The organism is Sphingobacterium sp. 1.A.4 (assembly GCF_002734245.1).
In the GTDB taxonomy this organism is placed as follows: Bacteria; Bacteroidota; Bacteroidia; order Sphingobacteriales; family Sphingobacteriaceae; genus Sphingobacterium; species Sphingobacterium tenebrionis.
In genome coordinates this window covers 1-21,402 of record NZ_PEAZ01000049.1, presented here as the reverse complement: position 1 = coordinate 21,402, position 21,402 = coordinate 1, and the positions used below count along the sequence as shown (strand labels likewise).

General features: G+C 38.6%; 18 protein-coding genes and 1 pseudogene. 13 read left to right on the top strand and 6 right to left on the bottom strand.

What is annotated here, in order from left to right:
* The first annotated feature begins 335 nt into the window (after window positions 1-335).
* The 4 genes from CRJ00_RS07670 (at window position 336) to CRJ00_RS07655 (ending at window position 4,488) form a co-directional block, all read left to right on the top strand.
* Window positions 336-1,574, top strand: coding sequence for an OmpA family protein (locus tag CRJ00_RS07670; RefSeq protein WP_099366289.1), 1,239 nt, complete (start codon window positions 336-338; stop codon window positions 1,572-1,574).
* Window positions 1,575-1,718: 144 nt separating this feature from the next.
* A complete protein-coding gene (locus CRJ00_RS07665) occupies window positions 1,719-2,633 on the top strand; it encodes a DUF5106 domain-containing protein (RefSeq protein WP_180268448.1) in 915 nt (304 codons plus the stop codon).
* A 172-nt stretch (window positions 2,634-2,805) separates the two neighbouring features.
* Window positions 2,806-3,219 carry a hypothetical protein gene (locus tag CRJ00_RS07660; protein ID WP_099366287.1) on the top strand — a complete coding sequence of 138 codons (414 nt, stop codon included), beginning with the start codon at window positions 2,806-2,808 and terminating at the stop codon, window positions 3,217-3,219.
* Window positions 3,220-3,279: 60 nt separating this feature from the next.
* The gene (locus tag CRJ00_RS07655) at window positions 3,280-4,488 is read left to right on the top strand and encodes an MFS transporter (RefSeq protein WP_099366286.1); all 1,209 of its coding nucleotides are present in this window, start codon (window positions 3,280-3,282) and stop codon (window positions 4,486-4,488) included.
* Here the strand turns inward: CRJ00_RS07655 and CRJ00_RS07650 are convergent.
* Window positions 4,485-5,084 carry a class I SAM-dependent DNA methyltransferase gene (locus tag CRJ00_RS07650; RefSeq protein ID WP_099366285.1) on the bottom strand — a complete coding sequence of 200 codons (600 nt, stop codon included), beginning with the start codon at window positions 5,082-5,084 and terminating at the stop codon, window positions 4,485-4,487. The genes CRJ00_RS07655 and CRJ00_RS07650 overlap by 4 nt on opposite strands.
* A gap of 10 nt (window positions 5,085-5,094) precedes the next feature.
* Window positions 5,095-5,655, bottom strand: coding sequence for a DUF4230 domain-containing protein (locus CRJ00_RS07645; RefSeq protein WP_099366284.1), 561 nt, complete (start codon window positions 5,653-5,655; stop codon window positions 5,095-5,097).
* 130 nt (window positions 5,656-5,785) lie between these two features.
* Between CRJ00_RS07645 and CRJ00_RS07640 the strand changes: the two genes are divergently transcribed.
* Window positions 5,786-7,252 carry a TPM domain-containing protein gene (locus CRJ00_RS07640; RefSeq protein WP_099366283.1) on the top strand — a complete coding sequence of 489 codons (1,467 nt, stop codon included), beginning with the start codon at window positions 5,786-5,788 and terminating at the stop codon, window positions 7,250-7,252.
* Here CRJ00_RS07640 and CRJ00_RS07635 read toward each other — a convergent pair whose 3' ends face one another.
* Window positions 7,253-10,108, bottom strand: coding sequence for a triple tyrosine motif-containing protein (locus CRJ00_RS07635; protein ID WP_099366282.1), 2,856 nt, complete (start codon window positions 10,106-10,108; stop codon window positions 7,253-7,255).
* 106 nt (window positions 10,109-10,214) lie between these two features.
* On the opposite strand from CRJ00_RS07635, the gene ispE reads away from it, so the two are divergent.
* The 3 genes from ispE to CRJ00_RS07620 all read left to right on the top strand — a co-directional run bounded on the left by ispE (window position 10,215) and on the right by CRJ00_RS07620 (window position 12,782).
* Window positions 10,215-11,021: a 4-(cytidine 5'-diphospho)-2-C-methyl-D-erythritol kinase gene (gene ispE / locus CRJ00_RS07630; protein ID WP_099366281.1), complete on the top strand. Its 807-nt coding sequence runs from the start codon at window positions 10,215-10,217 to the stop codon at window positions 11,019-11,021.
* Between the two features lie 112 nt (window positions 11,022-11,133).
* Window positions 11,134-12,468 (top strand): NADP-specific glutamate dehydrogenase, encoded by a 1,335-nt coding sequence (gene gdhA / locus CRJ00_RS07625; RefSeq protein ID WP_099366280.1) that lies wholly within the window; start codon window positions 11,134-11,136, stop codon window positions 12,466-12,468.
* A 68-nt stretch (window positions 12,469-12,536) separates the two neighbouring features.
* The gene (locus CRJ00_RS07620; RefSeq protein WP_099366279.1) at window positions 12,537-12,782 is read left to right on the top strand and encodes a hypothetical protein; all 246 of its coding nucleotides are present in this window, start codon (window positions 12,537-12,539) and stop codon (window positions 12,780-12,782) included.
* 186 nt (window positions 12,783-12,968) lie between these two features.
* Here the strand turns inward: CRJ00_RS07620 and CRJ00_RS07615 are convergent, their stop codons facing one another.
* Both CRJ00_RS07615 and CRJ00_RS07610 read right to left on the bottom strand, forming a co-directional pair.
* The gene (locus CRJ00_RS07615; RefSeq protein WP_099366278.1) at window positions 12,969-13,652 is read right to left on the bottom strand and encodes an SIR2 family NAD-dependent protein deacylase; all 684 of its coding nucleotides are present in this window, start codon (window positions 13,650-13,652) and stop codon (window positions 12,969-12,971) included.
* Between the two features lie 63 nt (window positions 13,653-13,715).
* Window positions 13,716-14,009, bottom strand: coding sequence for a YgaP family membrane protein (locus CRJ00_RS07610; RefSeq protein WP_099366277.1), 294 nt, complete (start codon window positions 14,007-14,009; stop codon window positions 13,716-13,718).
* A gap of 120 nt (window positions 14,010-14,129) precedes the next feature.
* Between CRJ00_RS07610 and CRJ00_RS07605 the strand changes: the two genes are divergently transcribed.
* From CRJ00_RS07605 to CRJ00_RS07585, 5 genes are all read left to right on the top strand, one after another.
* Window positions 14,130-14,972, top strand: coding sequence for an ATP cone domain-containing protein (locus CRJ00_RS07605; RefSeq protein ID WP_099366276.1), 843 nt, complete (start codon window positions 14,130-14,132; stop codon window positions 14,970-14,972).
* Window positions 14,965-15,717: a TIGR00730 family Rossman fold protein gene (locus tag CRJ00_RS07600; protein ID WP_099366275.1), complete on the top strand. Its 753-nt coding sequence runs from the start codon at window positions 14,965-14,967 to the stop codon at window positions 15,715-15,717. Before CRJ00_RS07605 ends, CRJ00_RS07600 begins: the two co-directional genes overlap by 8 nt.
* 104 nt (window positions 15,718-15,821) lie before the next feature.
* Entirely contained in the window at window positions 15,822-16,724 is a 903-nt protein-coding gene (locus tag CRJ00_RS07595) for a sugar phosphate isomerase/epimerase family protein (protein ID WP_099366274.1), read from the top strand.
* A gap of 243 nt (window positions 16,725-16,967) precedes the next feature.
* A complete protein-coding gene (locus CRJ00_RS07590; protein ID WP_099366273.1) occupies window positions 16,968-18,116 on the top strand; it encodes a hypothetical protein in 1,149 nt (382 codons plus the stop codon).
* A gap of 1 nt (window position 18,117) precedes the next feature.
* Window positions 18,118-20,928 carry a hypothetical protein gene (locus CRJ00_RS07585; RefSeq protein WP_099366272.1) on the top strand — a complete coding sequence of 937 codons (2,811 nt, stop codon included), beginning with the start codon at window positions 18,118-18,120 and terminating at the stop codon, window positions 20,926-20,928.
* A 252-nt stretch (window positions 20,929-21,180) separates the two neighbouring features.
* Here the strand turns inward: CRJ00_RS07585 and CRJ00_RS07580 are convergent.
* Window positions 21,181-21,402, bottom strand: a pseudogene (locus CRJ00_RS07580) (IS110 family transposase); the annotation flags it as partial.

Here is a 21,402-nt window from a genome sequence, read left to right as displayed (position 1 = left end):
GTTTGTTTACAAATAAAATTTAACCCATTTTAAATATTACTCAATAGGATTTCCGTTTTTCGATTAAAAATTTATTATAAAATTAATTTTGATAATAAATATTTAAAACAAACGTTGATTTGAAAAATTCAATTTTGATTATTTGAGATATATTACACTATAAAGAAATATTTTACACAATATTGTCGGCCATCTATTTTCCTAAAAAAGATTTTCAATTATATCTTTGTTTCAGATTTGAATAGGGGAGTACAAAATTAAGATCACACTAACTATTAATTTTTATCCAACAAATCAATTTACAAATTTATTAAATCAATTCTTATCGTTAAGAAATGAATAAAACATTACTTTCTATAGCCCTTGGTCTGTCCATTAGTACAGCAAGTTACGGGCAAACCCTAACCATCAAACGCGATTCTGTTGTTACTGTCAGCGAGGATCAATACAAGGTTGTTACCAACCGCTTTTTTGATAACTGGTTTTTTGGTGCTGGTGCTGGTGCCCAAATGTATTTTGGAGACCACAATAAACAAGCAAAATTTGGCGAACGTTTAACACCATATTTCCATGGCTATATTGGGAAATGGTTCTCACCAGGTATTGGGGTGCGCGTAGGTGTTGATGGATTAAAGGTTAAGGGATTAACCCAATTTGGTCCGCATTCAACAGGTGTACAATATGATGGAAAACCATGGGATGGATACTGGTTATATAATGAAGAGTTTGGATATTGGCATCTTCGTGGAGATGTATTGTTCAATTTAACGAATATCTTAGATGGTTTTAAACCAAACCGTTTTTACAACGTTAGCCCTTATGCAGGTTTAGGTTGGATGGTGACTACCGAAACACCGAATGAGCGTGAGGTAAGTGCAAACATTGGTGTTTACAACACATTTCGTTTAGCCAATGCACTGGACCTAACCCTTGATGTAAGAGGCGCAATGGTACATGACCGTTTTGATGGGGATGAAGGTAACCGGAGAAATGATGGTATCCTATCCGCAAGTTTAGGTCTTGTTTACCGTTTCAACAAACGCGATTGGGATAAGCCAACCCAAATTAAAGTAACGGAATCTTACGATGAAGCCCAATTACAAGCTATCCTAGATCGCTTAAAGCAACTGGAATCAGACAACGATGCCTTACGTAAATTGTTGGCTCAAGCGAAGGATACGACCATTACGAATATTAACGTGAAGAGAAACATGTTGGCTGCACCAATTCTTGTTACTTTCCCAATCAATAAAAGTACGGTTAGTAATGAAGCTCGTGTAAACCTAGGTTTCTTCGCGAAATTGATCAAAGAAACCAATCCTAATTTTGTATACAGTATTACGGGTTATGCGGATGAGGGTACAGGTACTCCAGCGATCAACGAACGTTTGAGTAGAGAACGTGCAGATGCTATTTACAATGTATTGGTAAACGAATTTAAGGTTAATCCTAACCAGTTGAAGAAAGACCATAAAGGTGGTGTTGCCAATATGTTCTATAATGATCCAAGATTAAGCAGGGCAGTTATTACTATCGCTGACCTTCTTTTAAATGAAAAAATCGAAGAAAACTAAATGAGAATTTGATAACTATCAATTCTTTTAGAATATAAAAAGAGGCTTAATCAAATGCTTGATAAGCCTCTTTTGCTTTTATGGTTTGATATTTGCCTTTTGAAATATATGGTGATAATCCATACCTTACAAAAAAATGAACACATGAAATATTTAGGTATCCTTTTCGGCTTAATGGTCATTGTATCTTGTCAACAAAATAAAAAAACATCAACTCCTACGGAAACAACAACGGCGAAGGTCTATAGTCCACCACAAGCGCCTACTGTTTTAACCAGCCCTGAAGATCAAAATACCTATGTATTTGACCATTATTGGGATAATTATAATTTTCAGGACACCTTATTATCCTTGAATCCGGAATACAGTGAGCAAGCAATAGTGAATTATATCAATATGATGAAATTCGTAGATGAAAAGAAGTTTAATGATGGGCTGGAGGATCTTTTCAACCAAGCGAAAATAGAACCCAAAACTTTCCAATACATTACCAATACCATGGATCGTTACTTGGGCGATCCCAATTCACCGTTAAGGAACGATATCCTTTATGAAGGTTTTATTATTAATCTGCTAAAAACAGATAAATTAACGGAAGCTCTAACGATAAAGTACAAAACCTTACTTCCGATGGTGCAGAAAAATAAACCGGGAACTAAGGCAGCTGAATTTAAGTTCTTGAAAGATGATGCAACGTTTTCTAGTCTCTATGAAGAAAAAGCAGATTGGATCTTTCTCTTTTTCTATGAACCGGGTTGTAGTTCTTGCGCAGATGCCATTGAGGCATTAAAAGATTATCAGCCATTCAATGCGCTGATTGACTCTGGAAAATTAAAGGTACTAGCGATTTATCCCGATGGAAACCGTGACCTTTGGGATGATTATAAAGCGGAAATTCCTGAGAATTGGATCAACGGTTTAGATGAGGAGCAGTATATTGTGAACAAAGGTATCTATCAGATCAAAGCAACCCCGACGATTTATCTGCTCGATCAACATAAAAATGTTCTTTTAAAGGATGCAAATTTAGATGAAGTCGCCAAGTATCTCAAGATTTAACTCATAAAACATTCCTATGAGGTCCAAAACCCATTGCTTGATATAGACGAAAACTTACAATTTTATGGATAATGTATTTATTTGAATGAAAGCAGGTATTTTGCTTTTAGATTAGGGATAATTTCTAATCATAATTAAGGATATTTGTGTCAATTTTTAAAACACACTAACCATGAACAGATTTTTTTTGACAATGCTTGCATTGTTTTGCTCCAGCATTTTTTTTATTGGCTGTAATTCCGGACAAAAGGGCGAAGTAACCAAAGACCCAAGGTATGCGGATATTGCAAACAACATCTTTTTCACCAAACAGCCGACCTATTACTATCATTACAAACAACAGCGACCGGATGGCAAAGAAGGATATTTCTTATCCTCCCAACCACAGATGCCATCTGCCGAACTCATTAAGGAGATTCCGGTAAGAGCACATGTGCATATCTCGAAGGTATTTGAAATCCCACAAGAAGATGGTTTCGTGCAGGTCATGGTTGAAGGAAAAGTTTTTCCGGATACGCAAAGTAGCGGCGAAGAATACAAAGCCCTCTATGAAGATATTAAACCTTCGCTTGAATTAGAGAAGTAAACTTATTAGATTTGACAGCCGGATGAATTTAACATCCGGCTGTTAATTTTCGTATATATCATGCAGAAGGCTTCGTTTGTTTACAATCCACAAAAAACTACCTATCCCATTTTATTTGCAATCTGTATTGCACATTTACTGAACGACCTGATCCAGGCTATCATACCAGCATCCTATCCGATGCTAAAAGAAAATTTCCATTTAAACTATGCCCAGATTGGTGTTATTACCCTCTGCTTCCAATTGGCTTCTTCCTTACTACAGCCCGTTATAGGCGCTTATACGGATAAACATCCAAAACCTTATTCACAGATCGTTGGGATGATGTTCAGTTTTGTAGGGGTGATCTCTCTGGCCTATTCCAATAATTATGGTTCCATCTTGTTTTCTGTGATCATGGTGGGTATCGGGTCATCTATCTTCCATCCTGAATCTTCCAGGGTGGCCTTTATGTCTTCCGGAGGAAAAAGAAGTCTTGCGCAATCTATTTTCCAGATCGGTGGTAATACCGGGACAGCCTTAGGGCCATTGCTATTGGCCTGGTTTGTCATCCCCAATGGACAACGGTATATTATTTGGTTTGTCGCTGTAATTGTTCTTGCCCAAGTGGTGTTGACCTATATTGCAAAATGGTATCAAAAAGTCTTGTTGGCACAAAAAGGAAATGGCAAGAAACTGCTCAAAATTCCAGATCTGTCTTCCCAACGCATTGCTTGGTCAGTTGGTATACTATTGTTATTGATCTTTTCTAAATACATCTATATCGCCAGCATTACGAGTTACCTGCAATTTTACCTGATGCAGAAGTTCGGGATATCTGAAGTTGGCGCGCAGTTATACCTGTTCTATTTCTTGATTGCCATTGCTTTAGGAACTTTGATAGGCGGATCCTTAGGGGATATTTTAGGTAGGAAATATATCATTTGGCTTTCTGTGCTAGGTTGTGCACCTTTCACATTGTTATTACCTTACGCCAATCCCTTCTGGACGGCCATTCTGGTTTCGGTTATTGGATTTATTATGGCTTCTGCCTTTCCTTCCATTTTGGTTTATGCACAAGAACTGCTGCCTAAGAAAATCGGCATGGTATCGGGTTTATTCTATGGTTTTGCCTTTGGAATGGGTGGGATAGGAGCCGCATTCCTAGGTTGGTGGGCCGATCATACCTCATTAGATAATATCTATCATGTATGTTCATTCCTGCCTTTGATTGGTGTAATTGCTTACTTCTTGCCAAACATGAAAAAGATAGGATTTAAGACAGTTTAGGTTCTTTGGCAGACCCAAACGGAAGCATTACCAACACTTGGATCTTCCAACGCTTTCTTAAGGACAATAAACTCGTTTTCCTTTAATAGCTGTTCGTAATCCGATGGGGATAAGGAGGCATGGAAGACATCTTCCTGGTTTAATCTACTCCAAGCTTCACCCTCATCCGGGCCGGAGGTAAATACCAAAATACCACCGGGGTTCAAGTATTGTTTGAATATAGGGAACATCGATTGCTGATCTGCAGCAGGCAGATGAAAAAAGCTATGCCAAGCTATGATGGCGTCGAATTTTTCCGGTAGATCCAAATTCCTCATATCCTGAAGGAAAAAAGCTTGTTCGGGGAAATTCTGGGCTGCAATCTTAAGGATCTCCCTACTGGCATCAACCGCAACGACTGTTCTTCCCAAAGATAGTAGGTAGGCTAAGATGGGCTTTCCAGTTCCGCAACCTAAATCCAGTATCTTTCCATTTTGGGGGATTTTTTCCAGGACAAAATCCAGATAAGCCTTCTCCATGAGGTCTTGCCCACGGTTCTGATGGAACCAACCGGCTATTTTGTCATAGATCTTGTAGACATCTTTAGTTTCCTTCATGATTTCGATTTTAATCGAATGTAAGGGTTACTTTTTTGAATCCCAAAGCTTCGATCAAAGGCTGGAACACCGACATGGCATTTTTTTGAGTCTGTGAAAGGATATCAGATGCCTTAACCTGTTTGTGGATTTCCTCTTCTGCATATTTATAGGCTTCATCTACCAGGTCTGCTTCCCTAAAAAACGCCATTTTGGTATCATATACCTTCGAATCTTTATGGTCGATTTTGACGTAACATATTTCTGGTTTTGGAAGATGAATGGTAACCGAATCACCAGTAACCTGAATGTCCGTTGAATCGAGTTTAGTAAGGTCTATACAACCTACTGCATCTGCTTTGATGATCAATAGCACACTGGCATCAGGAAGATAGGCACTGATGCTTTTATGTTCTACCACGTCGCTATATCTATATTTTACCAATTCAAGTTTGCCCATGGCTTCGATTCTTTCCAATAGCACCTGATGATTGCTTTCGGTTTTCGTGCTTGGCTTTATACGGTCCCATACAAACCAGGTGACCCCGATGATGATGGCCAGTGTTAAAAGTACTTTTAAAATTTTTCCCATAATATTTATCGCTCAAATAATAGACCATAATAGGGATAAAATGTCAAGTTCTTGTAAGGGTATTTTTTAAATGATTATATTCGAATGATAATTCTCCCCAAGTACATGGGGGTATGATTTAAATCCAATTATGCTTTTGAAAGGTATTTTTCACACTATTCTAAAACTTTGGCTGGTTCTATTCTTTTGTATCCCAGCTTTACATGCGCAGATCCCCAATCCTAAAAGTAAAGGACAAGATTATTATGTTTCCAATCCCGATGGTATTTTGGATTGGTATTCCGTGCAGGAACTTGATAGTATATGTAAAAGCATAGAACAGGAAACTGGGGCGGAGTTTGCCATTGTGCTGGTCAATGATTACGATGGCGAAGATGATTTTGAATTTGCTTTATCTTTATTCAATAAATGGGGGATTGGGAAAAAAGAGTCCAACAATGGATTGTTGCTCTTTATCGCAAAGGATAGGCGGGAATATCGTTTTATTTCTGGCTATGGAATGGAACGGCTCTTTCCGGATGCCTATTTAAAGCGGGTGGGCGAATTATACCTTGTACCTAATTTTCAACAGGGGTATTACAGCGCTGGTGTTTTTCAAGCGGTGCGTTTTATTGAACATGTGCTTAAATCACCAGATTCCGTAAAAGAGCTGAAGGAGATGATGCCTGAAGCACAACCTTTCTTCAGTTGGGATAATGCTATTTTTAAGAATAGCTTATTGGTGATCCTCTTTTTTATTGCATTATACATCTATACCCATCTAGTCATTAAATCGCTATTAAAAAAAGCGAACAAAGTCTCGTTTGTAAAGCCAATATTTTATGGGCTTGGATGTGGTGTATTATTGATGTTTGTATCAGTTTTCCCACTGATCATTTTATATGAGGATCTCAGCCCCTTGTATAATAAGAACAATACCCCTTATATATTATTTGCATTGGGAGGGGTTATTTTGGCCATGCGGATTACTACTGGTAGGGAAAGTATCGTTAAGGGTGGCAAGGATGAGGAAGAAAAACAAAATGCACTCAAGAAGTTTAGGAATTACTTATTGGTACCTATGTTGCTTTCGCCATTGGCGCTTTTCGATTTGATTTGGCTTTCTAATCGGATGTTCAAGAATAAAGGCAGGTTCCTTCCACCGAACAATGATCCGGATTGGACGCGTTTGAATCGAAATAAGGACGCCAAAAAGATCAAGACGATCCTTGATGATGGCCAACGTGCCGAAGAGCAGAAAGGATCCCGGAAATATGAAATTTGGCAGCATAGTAAGACTGGGAAGTATGAATTGGTCCCTTGGGAAGTAAGTAAAAAATTTGATGTCTGTCCGGCATGTGGGTATCATACCTTATTGAAAAACCAGACCAAAACGGTAGTTGCTGCGAATTATTCCAGTGCAGGTTCGGGGGAGAAATTCGATAAATGTCAATTCTGTAATTATAAAAAGCATATTGAATTCTACACCATTGCTAAGAAGACACGCTCCAGCAGCAGTAGTTCTTCTGGAGGATCCTCTGGCGGTGGTTCCTCATCCAGCAGTGGAAGTTTTGGTGGAGGTTCTTCTGGTGGTGGGGGTGCCGGCGGACGTTGGTAATTACAGCTCCAATAAAAATTCAGTAAGATTTTTATTCGTTGGCAATTCCAGTTTTTTCCGCAATCGGTACCTACGGATCTCCACACCTCTGGTACTGATATTCAATAAGGAGGCAATCTCCTTACTCGACATGTTCAGACGTAGGTAGGCACAGAGTTTAAGATCATTGGGCACCAAACTCGGATAATCGGCTTTCAGTTTTTTGAAGAAATTCTCATGGGCTTCATTGAAGCTTTTTTCAAAAAGATCCCAATCCCGATCATCACTATGTGCTTCATCAATCAGTTTATTTACCTTTCGTAATTGCTCGTTACTCAGCTTGTTACCATTAGAATCATTCAGGTTGGTCAGTTCATGATGCAGGTTGTTGAGCATTTCATTTTTATAGACAATATTCATGGCCGAATTGGCCAATTCCCTGTTTTTGATGGCAAGTTCCTGTTCGAGTTGCTCGTTCTTTATGGCCATCAATTTCTTTTCGTTCTCTTCGGCTTCTCGGGCCAAGCGTTTTTCCTGATCCGCTAGCATGTTTTCCTTCAGCTTACGTTGGTCTTCCTTCAGCCGCTTTTCATAGGCTTTCTTGCTCCAAAAGAACAGAAAGATAGCCGCTAATACGTATAGCAGGATCATTGGCCAACTCAGGTACCAAGGAGCCTTGATTCGAAAGTTAATCGATGTGATATCTGATTGTATCCCGTTTGCTGATATCGCTCGAACCTTAAAGGTATAATTTCCAAAGGGCAGATTCGTGAAATCCCTATAAGCTACCACATCCCAGTTGGACCAATCATCGGTATAACCCTCCAAGACATATTGGTATCGAATTGGCGATGAGGAATACCAAGGTGACGCGAATGAAATCCTTAAATTGTTTTCGGCATTCGGGATGCTTAAGTCGTCATATAAAGGTTTCTGGTCCTTGGTGATGTTCCAGATATTGGTGATAATGGGTTTGGGAATCTGTTGCTTTACGGGGAATTTGTTGAAGTAAAGTGCAAAACCATTATCTAAACCAAACAGGGATAGTTCGCTGTTAACCTGTAATATATGTTCGTAATTGTTCATCATTCTTCCTTTTAAGGAATTCCAGGAGGAAGAATCAATTCGGATTTGCTCATCGGCGGGAAATTCCACCCGGGCAATATGAGATTTTTTGATTAGCCAGTATTGGTTGTTGCTGATCGGAATGACCTTGTTGGCATTGTAAAAAGAACCCAGCTGTCCGTTGAGTTCCGCATAGGCTTTAAATTCATTCCATACATGGTCAAAACGGTAGAAGCCTGAGTCTGTAGTAAATACAGCATTATTGGCCAAGTTATATATTCCATGGATCCGGGCATTCTTCGGCAGTCCTTTATCCAAGGTTTTCCATTCTTTTACGGATTGGTATCCAGGATTGAATTTTACCTGTTGAATCTGCTGTTGGTTACTTATCCAAAAAGTTTCTGCTTGCTCTTGGTAAATGTCGCGCGTTAGGTCGTTCCTGCCTTCCAACTGTTTGACAAATGACACGGTTGGATCTGTGGTCATCAATCCGATCCCAGTGTAATTTCCTTGCAGCCAATAATTACTATTGGCAACAGGTAGAAATTTCCAAGCTCCGGTTACAGAAGAGATTTTTTTAAGCACTTGGTCCTCTAAGATAAAAGTGCCATTATTATGGCCTATAACCAGTTTTCCCGCAATATTCGCCAATTGCCATACTTGGCCTTGGGAATTGGGGATGAGTTGAAATTTCAATGAATTATAAGAGGAAACCCCTTTCCAATCACTTACGAACAAACCTTGGTTGGTGCCCAGGTAGATCTTATTATTGAACAGGATCGAACTGTATACTGTACCAATATTGCCTGTAAAATCTGAATAATAATATAAGGGTGAATTGATATCAATGCGGTCGATCCCATTATCTAAGCCTACCCATAGGTTGGATTGTTTATCCACGGCTAAACTTAATACGGTGTTATTCTGTAATCCATTGTTCTTGCTGATATGCTGAACGATTTCACCCGATTTATTCACGATATACACCCCATTCTGTATGGTTCCAAAGGCGTACTGATCTGCAAAAAGTTTAACCCCATTATTGATCTGATATCTTTTTAGGGCATCATCAGCAGCCGTTGGAAAAGGTTTGATGGAGCCTGTGGGGCTCATTAAGAACAAACCATGATTGGCGGTTGCGATTAATGTTTGATGATCATGGAAGGGGAGCATGCTTAAAATATTCATGCCATGGAGCTTGGCTGCGTCTGGAATCCTTTCTAGACGATTATTGCTCAAGCGGTGTAAACCCGAAGGTATCTGTTCAAAATACAGGTTGTAACCAACCTGATGTCCGAATAGGAAAGGCTCGCCCTGTGCTCTTAGCAAATCAATGCTTCCTTTTTGATAGCGGTAACTTTTTGAAAAGCTGTGGAAGAATACCTGGTCTTCTTGAATGAGGATCCGCCAGATATCATCATTGCGTAAGGTTTCTTTATCTTTGATTGAGTCCGACAAGCTGGTGTAATTCATTTTCCCATAGCTTCCTCTGATCCAATAACCAAATTCGCCCGACCCACCTACAAAAATTCTTCCTTCTTTATCGATATTAACGCTGCGTAGGCTGGCATGGTTCTTCATAGGGAAAAGCTTCCATTCCTGTCCATCAAATACCAATAAACCTTCCGTATTGGCTGCATATACAAATCCGTCATGACTGATGGCAAGTCCCCAATTTTGGTTTCCAGCAGCATACATCGATTTGGTATATTGCTGCACAAAAGGTGTTCCGACCCTAGGGATGTTCTGCCCTAGGATGCTTACACTAATGAATAATAGGAAAAAGCCAATAAAGCCAGATTTTATAGACATAAGGTTCAAACTTATCCAAAGATAATAAAACCATTTAATCCTTAAAAAATAGCATATTTGTAGGAAGAGAGTGCGTTTATTATATCATCAACATTAAAAATCAACTATGCTCAAATTCGCAAATGCTAAAATCAATATAGGCTTGCATATTACTGAAAAGCGTTCCGACGGATACCATAACCTGGAAACTGTGTTTTATCCAGTGAAGATATATGATGCTGTCGAAATCATACCTAGCCAGGAAATAGCCTTGCAGATTTGGAATTCAGATTTAATAGCTGATGATAATAACTTGTGTTTAAGGGCATATAGGTTGTTAAGTTCCATATATGATTTACCTCCAGTAAACATTCATTTGCTGAAAAATATTCCGATTGGTGCTGGCTTAGGGGGAGGTTCTTCCGATGCAACAGCCGTATTGCTGTTATTGAACGAACAATTTTCCTTAGATATTTCTACAGGAGAATTGAAGCAATTAGCTGCAAAACTTGGTGCCGATTGTCCATTTTTTGTGGAAAATAAAGCCATGTATGCTGAAGGTATAGGAACAGAGCTCGAGGAGATTGCTCTTGATCTGTCTTCCTATCAGATCGTACTGGTTAAGCCGGATATCCATATATCCACGGCAGAAGCCTATAGTCAGGTGCTTCCGAAGCCATCCGAACTGGATTTACGGCAAGCGATAAATCTTCCCATGCAGGAATGGAAATATACCATAAAGAATGATTTTGAATTCTCTCTTTTCGAAAAATACCCGCTGATAGGTGATATCAAGAATAAGATGTATGAATTGGGGGCTATTTATGCTTCCATGAGCGGATCTGGATCTTCTGTCTACGGTATTTTTGAGACCACCGATGGATTGGAAGATTTAAAGCATTACGGTCAGTTGTTTTTGCCTACTAATTTATAATCCTTTCCAGTTATTTAGGGCTTTTAATTGTATTGATAAAATGCGTAAATAATTAGCGTTTTATCAATATTTTCATTAGTATTGTGATGAAAAAATAAATAATTAACAATAAATGTCCCTAAATCTTAAGAATTTCATCAAACAAGTTGATTTGCGAAACCCAAATGAACCTGAATTTTTACAGGCTGTCACGGAGGTTGTCGAAGATCTTATTCCCTATGTAAATGAGCATCGTCCTGATCTTATTGACCTTAAAATTTTAGAACGGATGGTTGAACCTGAGCGAATTGTTTCTTTTCGGGTGGCTTGGACAGACGATCAGAATCAGATCCAGGTAAATCGAGGATATCGTGTCCAAATGAATTCCGCCATTGGACCTTACAAGGGAGGTTTGCGATTTGCTCCAGATGTAAATCTGAGCATTCTTAAGTTTTTGGCATTTGAGCAGGTGTTCAAGAACAGCCTGACCAGTTTGCCTATTGGTGGTGGAAAGGGAGGTTCTGATTTTGATCCCAAAGGAAAGTCAGATATGGAAATCATGCGTTTTTGCCAAAGCTTCATGACTGAATTACAAAGACATATTGGGTCGGAAACCGATGTGCCTGCTGGGGATATTGGTGTTGGTGGACGTGAAATAGGTTATCTGTTCGGGCAATATAAGCGCTTGCAGAACAATTTTTCAGGCGTATTGACCGGAAAAGGTACTGCTTGGGGTGGGTCATACATTCGACCAGAAGCTACTGGTTATGGATTACTTTATTTTGTTCAATGTATTTTGGATTACAATAACGAAAAGATAGAAGGGAAGACGGTATGTATTTCCGGAGCAGGGAATGTAGCCTTTTACGCTGCTGAAAAAGCCATCCAATTGGGTGCAAAAGTACTCACCTTGTCCAATAGTCAAGGAACGATCTATGATAAGGAAGGCTTTAGTCTGGATAAATTGAATTATCTAGGGACATTAGGACGAGATCTGGCCAAATACACGAAGAAATATCCTTCTGCAAGTTATCATGCCAAGGAAAATCCATGGCAGTTTGCATGCGATATTGCCCTTCCATGTGCCACCCAGAACGAGATCAGTGAGGCAGATGCCATAAGATTGGTAAAAAATGGTTGTAAGATTGTGGCTGAAGGGGCAAATATGCCCTCCTCAGCAGAAGCCATTAAAGTGTATCTGCAAGCTAAGATCCATTTTGGTCCTGGGAAAGCGGCCAACGCTGGAGGTGTCGCTGTTTCCGGCTTGGAAATGTCGCAGAATGCGATCGGACAGCAATGGGCACGGGAAAAAGTGGACCACCGCCTCAAATTGATCATGGAAAATATACATAAAACCTGTGTGCGCTATGGTAAAGAGCCAAACGGATATATCAATTACCTCAAAGGAGCTAATGTTGGTGGGTTCATAAAAGTCGCCGAAGCCATGAAAGCGCAAGGGGTGGTTTAAGCAATTTAAATTTTATATTTTTGAAATTCCAAGTCCAATTCAGGCTTGGAATTTTTTTAGTGATCTATATGCGTGTATTAGCAGAATTACCTCATCCGGAATGTAAGATTAGCATCTTCGGCATGAATCAGAAGTTTATCATCAAGTTTGAGCAAGGTACTTTAGAACAATCCTATAAATTGGCTGAGGTGGATGTAGTAGGTGGTATAAATGGAGTCTTTGAAATGTTGGATGAGCCCTTTATTCAACAGGTGCTTTCTATCTTTACCCAGATGAGAGGGGCAATAATCGAAACCTATAATAAATATCAATAATAGGTTTATATAAATATTATAAATACCTGAAAAACAATAGGTATTTAAGAAATAAACCCCAAAACAAAATTATATTTTGTTTTGGGGTTTTCTTTTTGTTGTCATAAAAATAGGAAAGTAAACTATTAATTTATGTAATATATATAAAATGTTGAATTATAGTTGTTTTTATGTGGTAAAAAAATTTTATTTGACTATTAAATCTGCCAAATATCTAACACCTTTGGAGGCTTTTTCGGAAATCTTGATCACGTTGGGTGGAACCCGATATTCTTCCGCATTAGGGTCAATCAGAATGAGTTTACATAAGGGGGAAGTTTCATATAACAGGTTTGCTGCAGGGTAAACCTGAAGGGATGTGCCGATCACTACAAATACATCAGCCTGGGAGGCAAGCTTGGAAGCAGGAATCATATTCGGGACAGCTTCCCCAAACCAGACCACATGTGGTCGTAATGGAGAACCCAACTCACACACACTTCCGGAAATTATTTCATCGCCTTTGATATCATATACCAAATTGGGATTGATGGAGGATTGGGACTTTCGGATTTCACCATGGAGATGAAGTACCTTGCTGCTACCGGCTCGTTCATGTAGGTCGTCGATATTCTGAGTGATGATGTGTACATCAAAATCCTTCTCCAACTCAGCCAGTTTTATATGCGCTTCGTTTGGAGTGGCTTCTATACAGTTCTTCCGACGCTTGTTATAAAAATCCTGCACCAATGCTGGGTTTCTTTGCCAAGCCTCCGGAGTGGCCACATCTTCTACGCGATGGCCTTCCCATAGACCATCTGTACCACGAAAAGTAGGTAATCCACTCTCTACGGAGATCCCAGCTCCGGTAAATACGACAACTTTTTTCATTTTCAAAGATAAAAAAATCCGATTCCTACGGATAGGAATCGGATCTTCTTATGGGATATTTTGTTATTTTACAAAATACCTGTGTTCAACTACTGTAGCTTCTGCTTTTTTGCTGTCAAATGTATCTTTAACAGCACAATAACCAGTTACTCCTCGGTAGATCAATGCTCCACCCAGAGTGATTCCAGATACGGATGTTAACGGGCTTTTCAAAACGGATTTGATACCCATCGCTAAAATGAATCCACCTGCAACAACAGATAATACGCGTTCCGATTTGCCGATATTTCCATCTGTACAAGAATCGTCCATGGTAGATTTTAACTTGTCGAATGCTAAATTTAATATTCCGCTCATAATTGTCTCTATTAATCGTTATGTTATAAACGTTTTGGCGAGGCTTTTGTTTTGAGAGAAATTAGAATTTTCAGGATAACCTGCAAAATTTGTACTTTCACATTTAAAATAAATTTATCTATGCTAGTAAAGAAGTATTCTGGCGAATTGGTGCCTTTTGATGAATCTGCTTTAAGAAAATCACTGACACGTTCCGGCGCTACTGATCAGGAGGTGGATCAGGTTTATAAAGATATCAAGGATTGTCTTTATGATGGAATCAGCACAAGAGAGCTTTATGATGCGGCATTTAAAGCCTTAAAAGCTAAGAAAAGTTCTTACGCTGCGCGTTATAGTCTGAAGAAAGCCTTACGTGAATTAGGGCCAGAGGGATTCTATTTTGAAAAGTGGGTGGCTAGGATGTTCCAAGAAGACGGTTATCAAGCAGTAACCGGACAAACCGTTCAAGGTCATGCCGTATCCCATGAAATTGATGTGGTGGCGCTCCATGGGGAAACTTTACTGGCAATTGAATGTAAATTCAGAAACGATGCTGACGCGAAGATTTCGGTCACTACGCCTATGTATTTCAAGTCCAGGGTAGAGGATGTATCGGGTATTCCATATACTTTCTTCGATCAGAAGAAGGAATTTACGGATGGCTGGTTGGTGACCAATGCCTACCTAACCACCGATTCCATTTCCTTCGGCGAATATTATAAAATGAACCTGCTTTCATGGGATTATCCGCGCGGAAGTTCCATCAAAGCTCGGGTGGATAATAACGGGGAGTATCCGGTAACCTGTTTAACGACCCTGACCCAACAGGACAAGTCCATGTTATTGAAAAATCAATGTATCCTGGTAAAAGACTTGATACGAGATGCTGCCGTATTGGATCGGATTCAGATTCCCCAACCTAAAAAGCAGCAGATTTTACAGGAAGCCCAAGAATTGTTAGCTAGTCCTTTGGAACATGAGTAATAAATTTGTTAGAGAAGAGATCAGCTTTTTTAAAGGAGCTAGAAATAGGTTAATCGAGCTGAAGTATGTTTTTGGCGTTTTCTTTCAGTTTATGAAAGGATTTAGAACCTTACATTTTGTAGGACCTTGTGTTACGGTGTTTGGATCTGCTCGTTTTGGCGAAGATCATCGGTATTATAAGCAGGCAAGGGCTGTATCGGCTGAATTGGCCAATATCGGATTTACGATTATGACCGGAGGAGGACCTGGGATTATGGAAGCTGCAAACCGCGGCGCTAAGGATGTAGGTGGTCCTTCAGTAGGCTGTAATATCGTACTTCCCCACGAACAGATGCATAATCCCTATATGGATAAGTTTGTGAACATTGATTACTTTTTTGTTCGGAAAGAACTCTTAAGGAAATATTCCTTTGCATTTGTAATCATGCCTGGAGGTTTTGGAACATTGGATGAATTCTTTGAAACCTTGACCTTGATTCAAACCAAAAAGATTTCCCAATTTCCAATTGTTATTATGGGGCTTGATTATCACCGATTTATCAAGGAACATGTGGAGCTGATGATTCTGGAGAAGACCATTAGTCCGGAAGATCAGGATCTGTTATTGTTTACGGATGATGTGCAGGAGGCGGTGGAACATATCCGGAAATATGCCGATACCAATAAGATCATCAAATTGAAAGAGCCAAAACCAAGCTGGATATTGGGTGAGCCCAAAATCAGAAAGGAAAAAAAGGCGGTTTAATATAAAATACCTATTGTTTTGCAATAGGTATTCTTTTTTGTATTTTCCCGATGAATTTTGAAAATGACACTTTTTTAAGATTCCTGAACCCAATTTAATTAATCATGTTAAGAAAAGATTTCATTAAAAGCTTATCCATTCTTGCGGGGGCTAGCCTTGCATCGCCTGTATTTTCAAAGACCGAATCGTATTTATTTGCTAAAAAGATAAAAAAGGGATTGGGATTTAGTATGATCCAAGAGAACCTGAGTTTGGTGGATAAATTGAAGTTGGTAAAGGATTTGGGCTTTGATGGGGTAGAGTTTAATGGACCTATAGATTTTACTGTTGATGAGTTGTTGGATGCAAAGGAAAAATCGGGGATAGAAATTCCGAGTTTGGTGAATCGGGATCATTGGTCGAAACCGCTCTCGGATCCTGATGCTTCTGTAAGGAAATTTACGGTTGATTCGGTGGTAAAGACTGTTAAGGAAACAAAGGCATTGGGTGGAGATACCGTTCTGGTGGTGCCTGGAGTGGTTAATGATAAAGTTTCTTATGAGACTGCCTGGAAGAATTCCATTGATTCTATCAAGAGGATATTACCACAGGTGGAACAATATGGGGTGAAGATTGGGATTGAGAATGTGTGGAATAACTTTATTTTAAGTCCTATAGAGGCTAAAATGTATCTGAAGGAAATCAATCATCCTTTGGTTGGATGGTATTTTGATTTAGGAAATATTCTTAGGTACGGCTGGCCGGAGCATTGGCTGGAAAGCTTGGATTCGCAGATCGTGAAATTGCATGTGAAGGAGTTTAGCAAGGATATCATGAATAATCAAGGCTTAGGAAAGGGATTTGGGGTGGAATTAGGGAAGGGAGATGTGAACTGGAAGAGGGTGATGGAAACGATCCGGAAGAGTAATTATAAAGGAGAGTGGATGACGTTGGAAGTAGGTCACGGGGATCGGAATCATTTGAGAAAATTATCCCAGCAGTTTGATGAGATTTTAAAACTTGGGTAATGTTTACGTCATTGCGAGGAGGTACGACGAAGCAATCTTTCTTTCCATGTCATCCTGAGTTTCAATGTCATCCTGAGCGAAGTCGAAGGATATGTACGGGTACCAAATGTAGATGCTTCGACTTCGCTCAGCATGACATGCAGGGAAGATTGCTTCGTTCCTCGCAATGACGTAGGATTAACACCAATTAACAACACCAATTAACAACACCAATTATCAATACCAAATATTAACACCTTATTTATGAGAAAAATCTTATTATTATTCCTATTCCTTTCAACCTTTCTTTCTGCTTATTCCCAGCGTTTGATTTATTCTTCCGATTATCCTGTAGAAAAAATCCGTATTATCCTGGAACAATTACGTGGCGGCACAGTATCTGAAAACTTAACTGATCTTGAATATATCCCTTTAGGAGGTGGTAAAAATGACATTATTGATTTCATATCAAATATCATTATTACCCCTAATAATATAGGCATCATCAGCAACAGTAATCAAAATCTATACATATACGATCTGAAAGGGAATTTAATAAAACGTATCTCAGAAATTGAAGGATTTAAACCAAAAAATAAAGTCTTATTCTATAACATCCAACAGGAAAAAGGAAAAATCGTTGCCTACGGCGATAAATTGAAAGTTGTTTTTAACGAAAAAGGAGAAATCCTGGAAAAGAACTTAGATTATAAGTACATGGGGACAAAGACTTTTGTTTCCTTACAGGATACCAAATTTTATTATGGTTCACCCAGTACAGGAAAGAAAGATTCCTTGCCGGAATATGGTCTAAAAATGAATGATAGTATATTGGTTCGTTATGATCCTAGGGATACCATAGGATTTATGTTTGCTAATGGAGATGAAATCATTAAGACTTCCGAAGAAATTGGTTTTTCCGTATTCCCAAATACCTATCGAATTGCCCAGCTCAATCCTAAAGGAGTGAGTAAAATTATCCAATTTGTATTCCCATATAAAAACACGGTGGATACCAGCAATTATGATATTTATAAAACTGTACAATCCTATTTTAATTTTATGGAAAATAATAGGGATAAAATAACCAGTATTACTGATGCAAAACGCTATAAACAATATCTTTTATTTCAGGTTATCGGATCAACCCCGACCCGTATAGCCTTAAATTTAACAAATAATGAAATTATTAGTCTTAATAAAATTCTTCCAGATAAATCCAACGACTTTATGGAGTTTTTAGGGTATAATGATATGGAAACGGATGGGGAATATATTTATAGCATTATTTATCCAAATGATGTTGCCAAGGCTAAAGAGAAGTCCAAAATAGAAGGGCATAGCATTCGAAAAGAGTATCTACAACTGGAAAAGTCCTTAAACCCAATTCTTGTCCGTTATAAGCTTAAATAACATGCATCAAAAAACTATGCTATTCCTCATGTTCATACTGGGCATGATAGGAACAACACATGCCCAAACAAAAGTTCAAGGAATTCTTATTGATTCCGCCTACAATAGGGTGTTGGAAGCAGCTACGGTTTCCATTTATGAAAACGGCAAGAAATCGGTAGATCAAGTTTCCCTTACTGACCGATATGGAAAATTCCTGATCGAAAAACCTACCGTTGGAAAACCAATGTATATTGAGTTTAGTCTTCAGGGTTATAAAAAAGTAAAGATCGATTATCAATTGGCCACCAATGAAAGCAAGGATTTTGGCAAGATCAATATGATCCAAGTGGAGAATGAGATTGAAGTGGTGGATCTGATTCCTCCTGTTCGCATGAATGGGGATACCATCGAATTCAATGCTGATGCTTTCCAATTGGATTCCAATGCGGTTGTTGAAGATCTGTTACAGAAATTGCCTGGGATGGTTGTCTGGGGCGATGGTGAAGTGACGTATAATGGTAGAACGGTTCCCACTATTCTAGTGAATGGCAAGCCTTTCTTTGGATCGGATATGGCTATTGCGCTTCAGAATATTGATAAAAAAGCGGTGGATAAGCTTCAGGTATATGATAAGCGAACCTTTGAAGAAAAACAGAAAGAGCCTGAAAATAAACAGATGGAAATGAATGTGGTGCTGAAAAAGGGGAAGGAGAACATGATGTTTGGAAGTATTGGTGCTGGATATGGTACAGACGATAGGTATCAAGGAAATATGAACCTAAATAAAAGCTTCGGCAAATCACAGGCAACAGTTGCGTATTCTGTCAATAATATCAATAAAAACCTGAGCAGTGTCGACCAACTCTTGAGGAATACAACATTCAAAGGGGTAGGGGTAAATGCGGATTTTGAATCCGATTTTCAGCGACAGGGGATCCTGAATCAGCATGTGATTGGCGCTCGTTATCAATACGACCTTAGTGGTAACAACCAAACCAATAATCAACACAATTTTCAGGGAAATGTAAATGCGAGATGGGAAAAAAATTTGCAGGAAAACGAATCGCAAACCATTCTATTGACCTCGGAAAGTACAGACCATAATAGCCGCTCATCCAAATCCAATGCGGAATATGATTCTAGACATCAGACTGGAAATTTTAATTATTCCCGGAGAAAAAATTCAAGCAATGGTGAAGAACGTAGCTTTAATTACAGTGCAGACATCAATTTGAGAAATAGCCACTCGGAAAGTATTTCAAGTAACCTGTACCTATATGATTATTTGGAAAACCAATCTTCCAATAGCCTTGAAAACTCAAATACCTCATTAAATTCAGCTATGGATTTCAATTTACGGTATAATTTAAATCAGAAATGGAAAGTAAAGGATGGGGATGGGAAAAGTTTGAATAAAACGTTTGATTTAATTGGTTTTGATTTTGGATTATGGGGATCAATAGGTTCCTCAAATGGTGAAAACTTTATGCTTGGTAATTATAAGAACTTTACTGATCCTGAATTGAACAAAGAAAGTAATAGGAGATATAATAGTTCAAATGATTCTAAAGATATATCTGCAGATATGAATTTATCATATGATAAATTTGGTTTGAAACAGCGGTTAAATTATAAAAAATCAGATTTTGACCAAGTTGTAAATGAACTGTTTGCGGGAGAAATGATTGAGAATGGTTCATTGACACATGTTTCTTCATCAAATCAGTTAGAATATGAACCAACTTTAACCTATAATACCAGTTTACAGAGTAAATACCTAAATGGTAGGTATAGTAAAAGCATCAGTCTTAGCCTGTCTATGGGGGCAAGATTTTTTAGGGATGATCAGACCTCTACATTGGATTACCGGAATTTACTTCAAAATTTCACCACATTTAAGCCTAATATTTCCCTAAACCAAAGTTTTAGCCGTATGGATAAATATTACCTAGGCAATAGCTTTAGTTATAATTATAATGAAGAATATCCTTCTTTGGATAGGCTGAGGCCGATATATGATGATATCAATCCAGGAATACGGTATTATGGTTCAAGATATCTATTAAAAGCTACTGGTGTTCATGCTTTTAGTTTGAATGGAAATTATAATGAAATGAAGCAATATTCTGCTAGGATTAATTATAATGTTAATTATAGAATTTATAAGGATGGCCTTACGGATAGTTTGGTTTTTGAAGGACCCGAACAACAGGTATATACGAGTCAGGTTCCTCAATCTCAACATCTCGTGTCTTATTATCTTAGTTTTGCTAAGCCATTTTTGTTAAAGAAAGATCATACCTTAACCCTTAATGTTTCTAATAATGGAAGCTGGGGTAATAAATATCAATATGTGGATGACTTTATGCAGGAAATGATCAATAGGAACCTTTCTTTTCAAATGAATATGAACTATACGTTCTTGAATAAGCTGCAGGTTGCCATGAAGAATAATTTTGGAATTTATTCGAGAACCGATAAAAAGGCGGAGAACAGTAATAATGATTATACGTCAAAGAATTGGACTTTGGGTCTTGCTACGGCTTATATGTTGACCAAAAGATGGACAATTAATACTAGTTTGGATAACAGGACAAACTTTTCAAAGTTCCAGGATAATAAGGCTTTGATCTGGAATGCGAATATGACGTATAGAATGTTGAAAGGTAATAATTTAGAAGTGAAGGTGGCAGCGCTGGATTTATTGAAGCAGAATAAAGGCTTTTATTTTTATGATAGTGTAACGGAGTTTACTTCAGGAACGAGGAATATTCTAACGCAGTATTATATGGTTTCTTTGAGCTATATGCCTAGGAAGTTTGGGAAGTAATTTTAGTGTTTTTTCGTCTTTGGGAGTAGGTTTGCGTCATTGCGAGGAGGTTTGCGTCATTGCGAGGAGGTACGACGAAGCAATCTTTCTTTCCATGTCCTCCTGAGCGTAGTCGAAGGATCTGCACGTGTACCAAATGTAGATACTTCGACTTCGCTCAGCATGACATGCAGGGAAGATTGCTTCGTTCCTCGCAATGAACTGTGTATATATCCAAATAATAAATTAAATTTTCTCCAAATAATATTCTGATTAGGCCGCTTTTGCGATGTAGCCCTTTCCAGATTTTGCGATGGCGAATGCCTGTTTGATCAGTTTGTTCACCACTGCTATGATTGCGACCTTGTAGGGTTTTCCCTTTTCCATCAACCTCCCATAAAGCCCGCTGCAGGCGGTGTTGCTCCTGATGGCGGATATTGCCGCCATGTACAGCACCTTTCTGACCTGGCCCATCCCCATCTTGCAGATATGTCC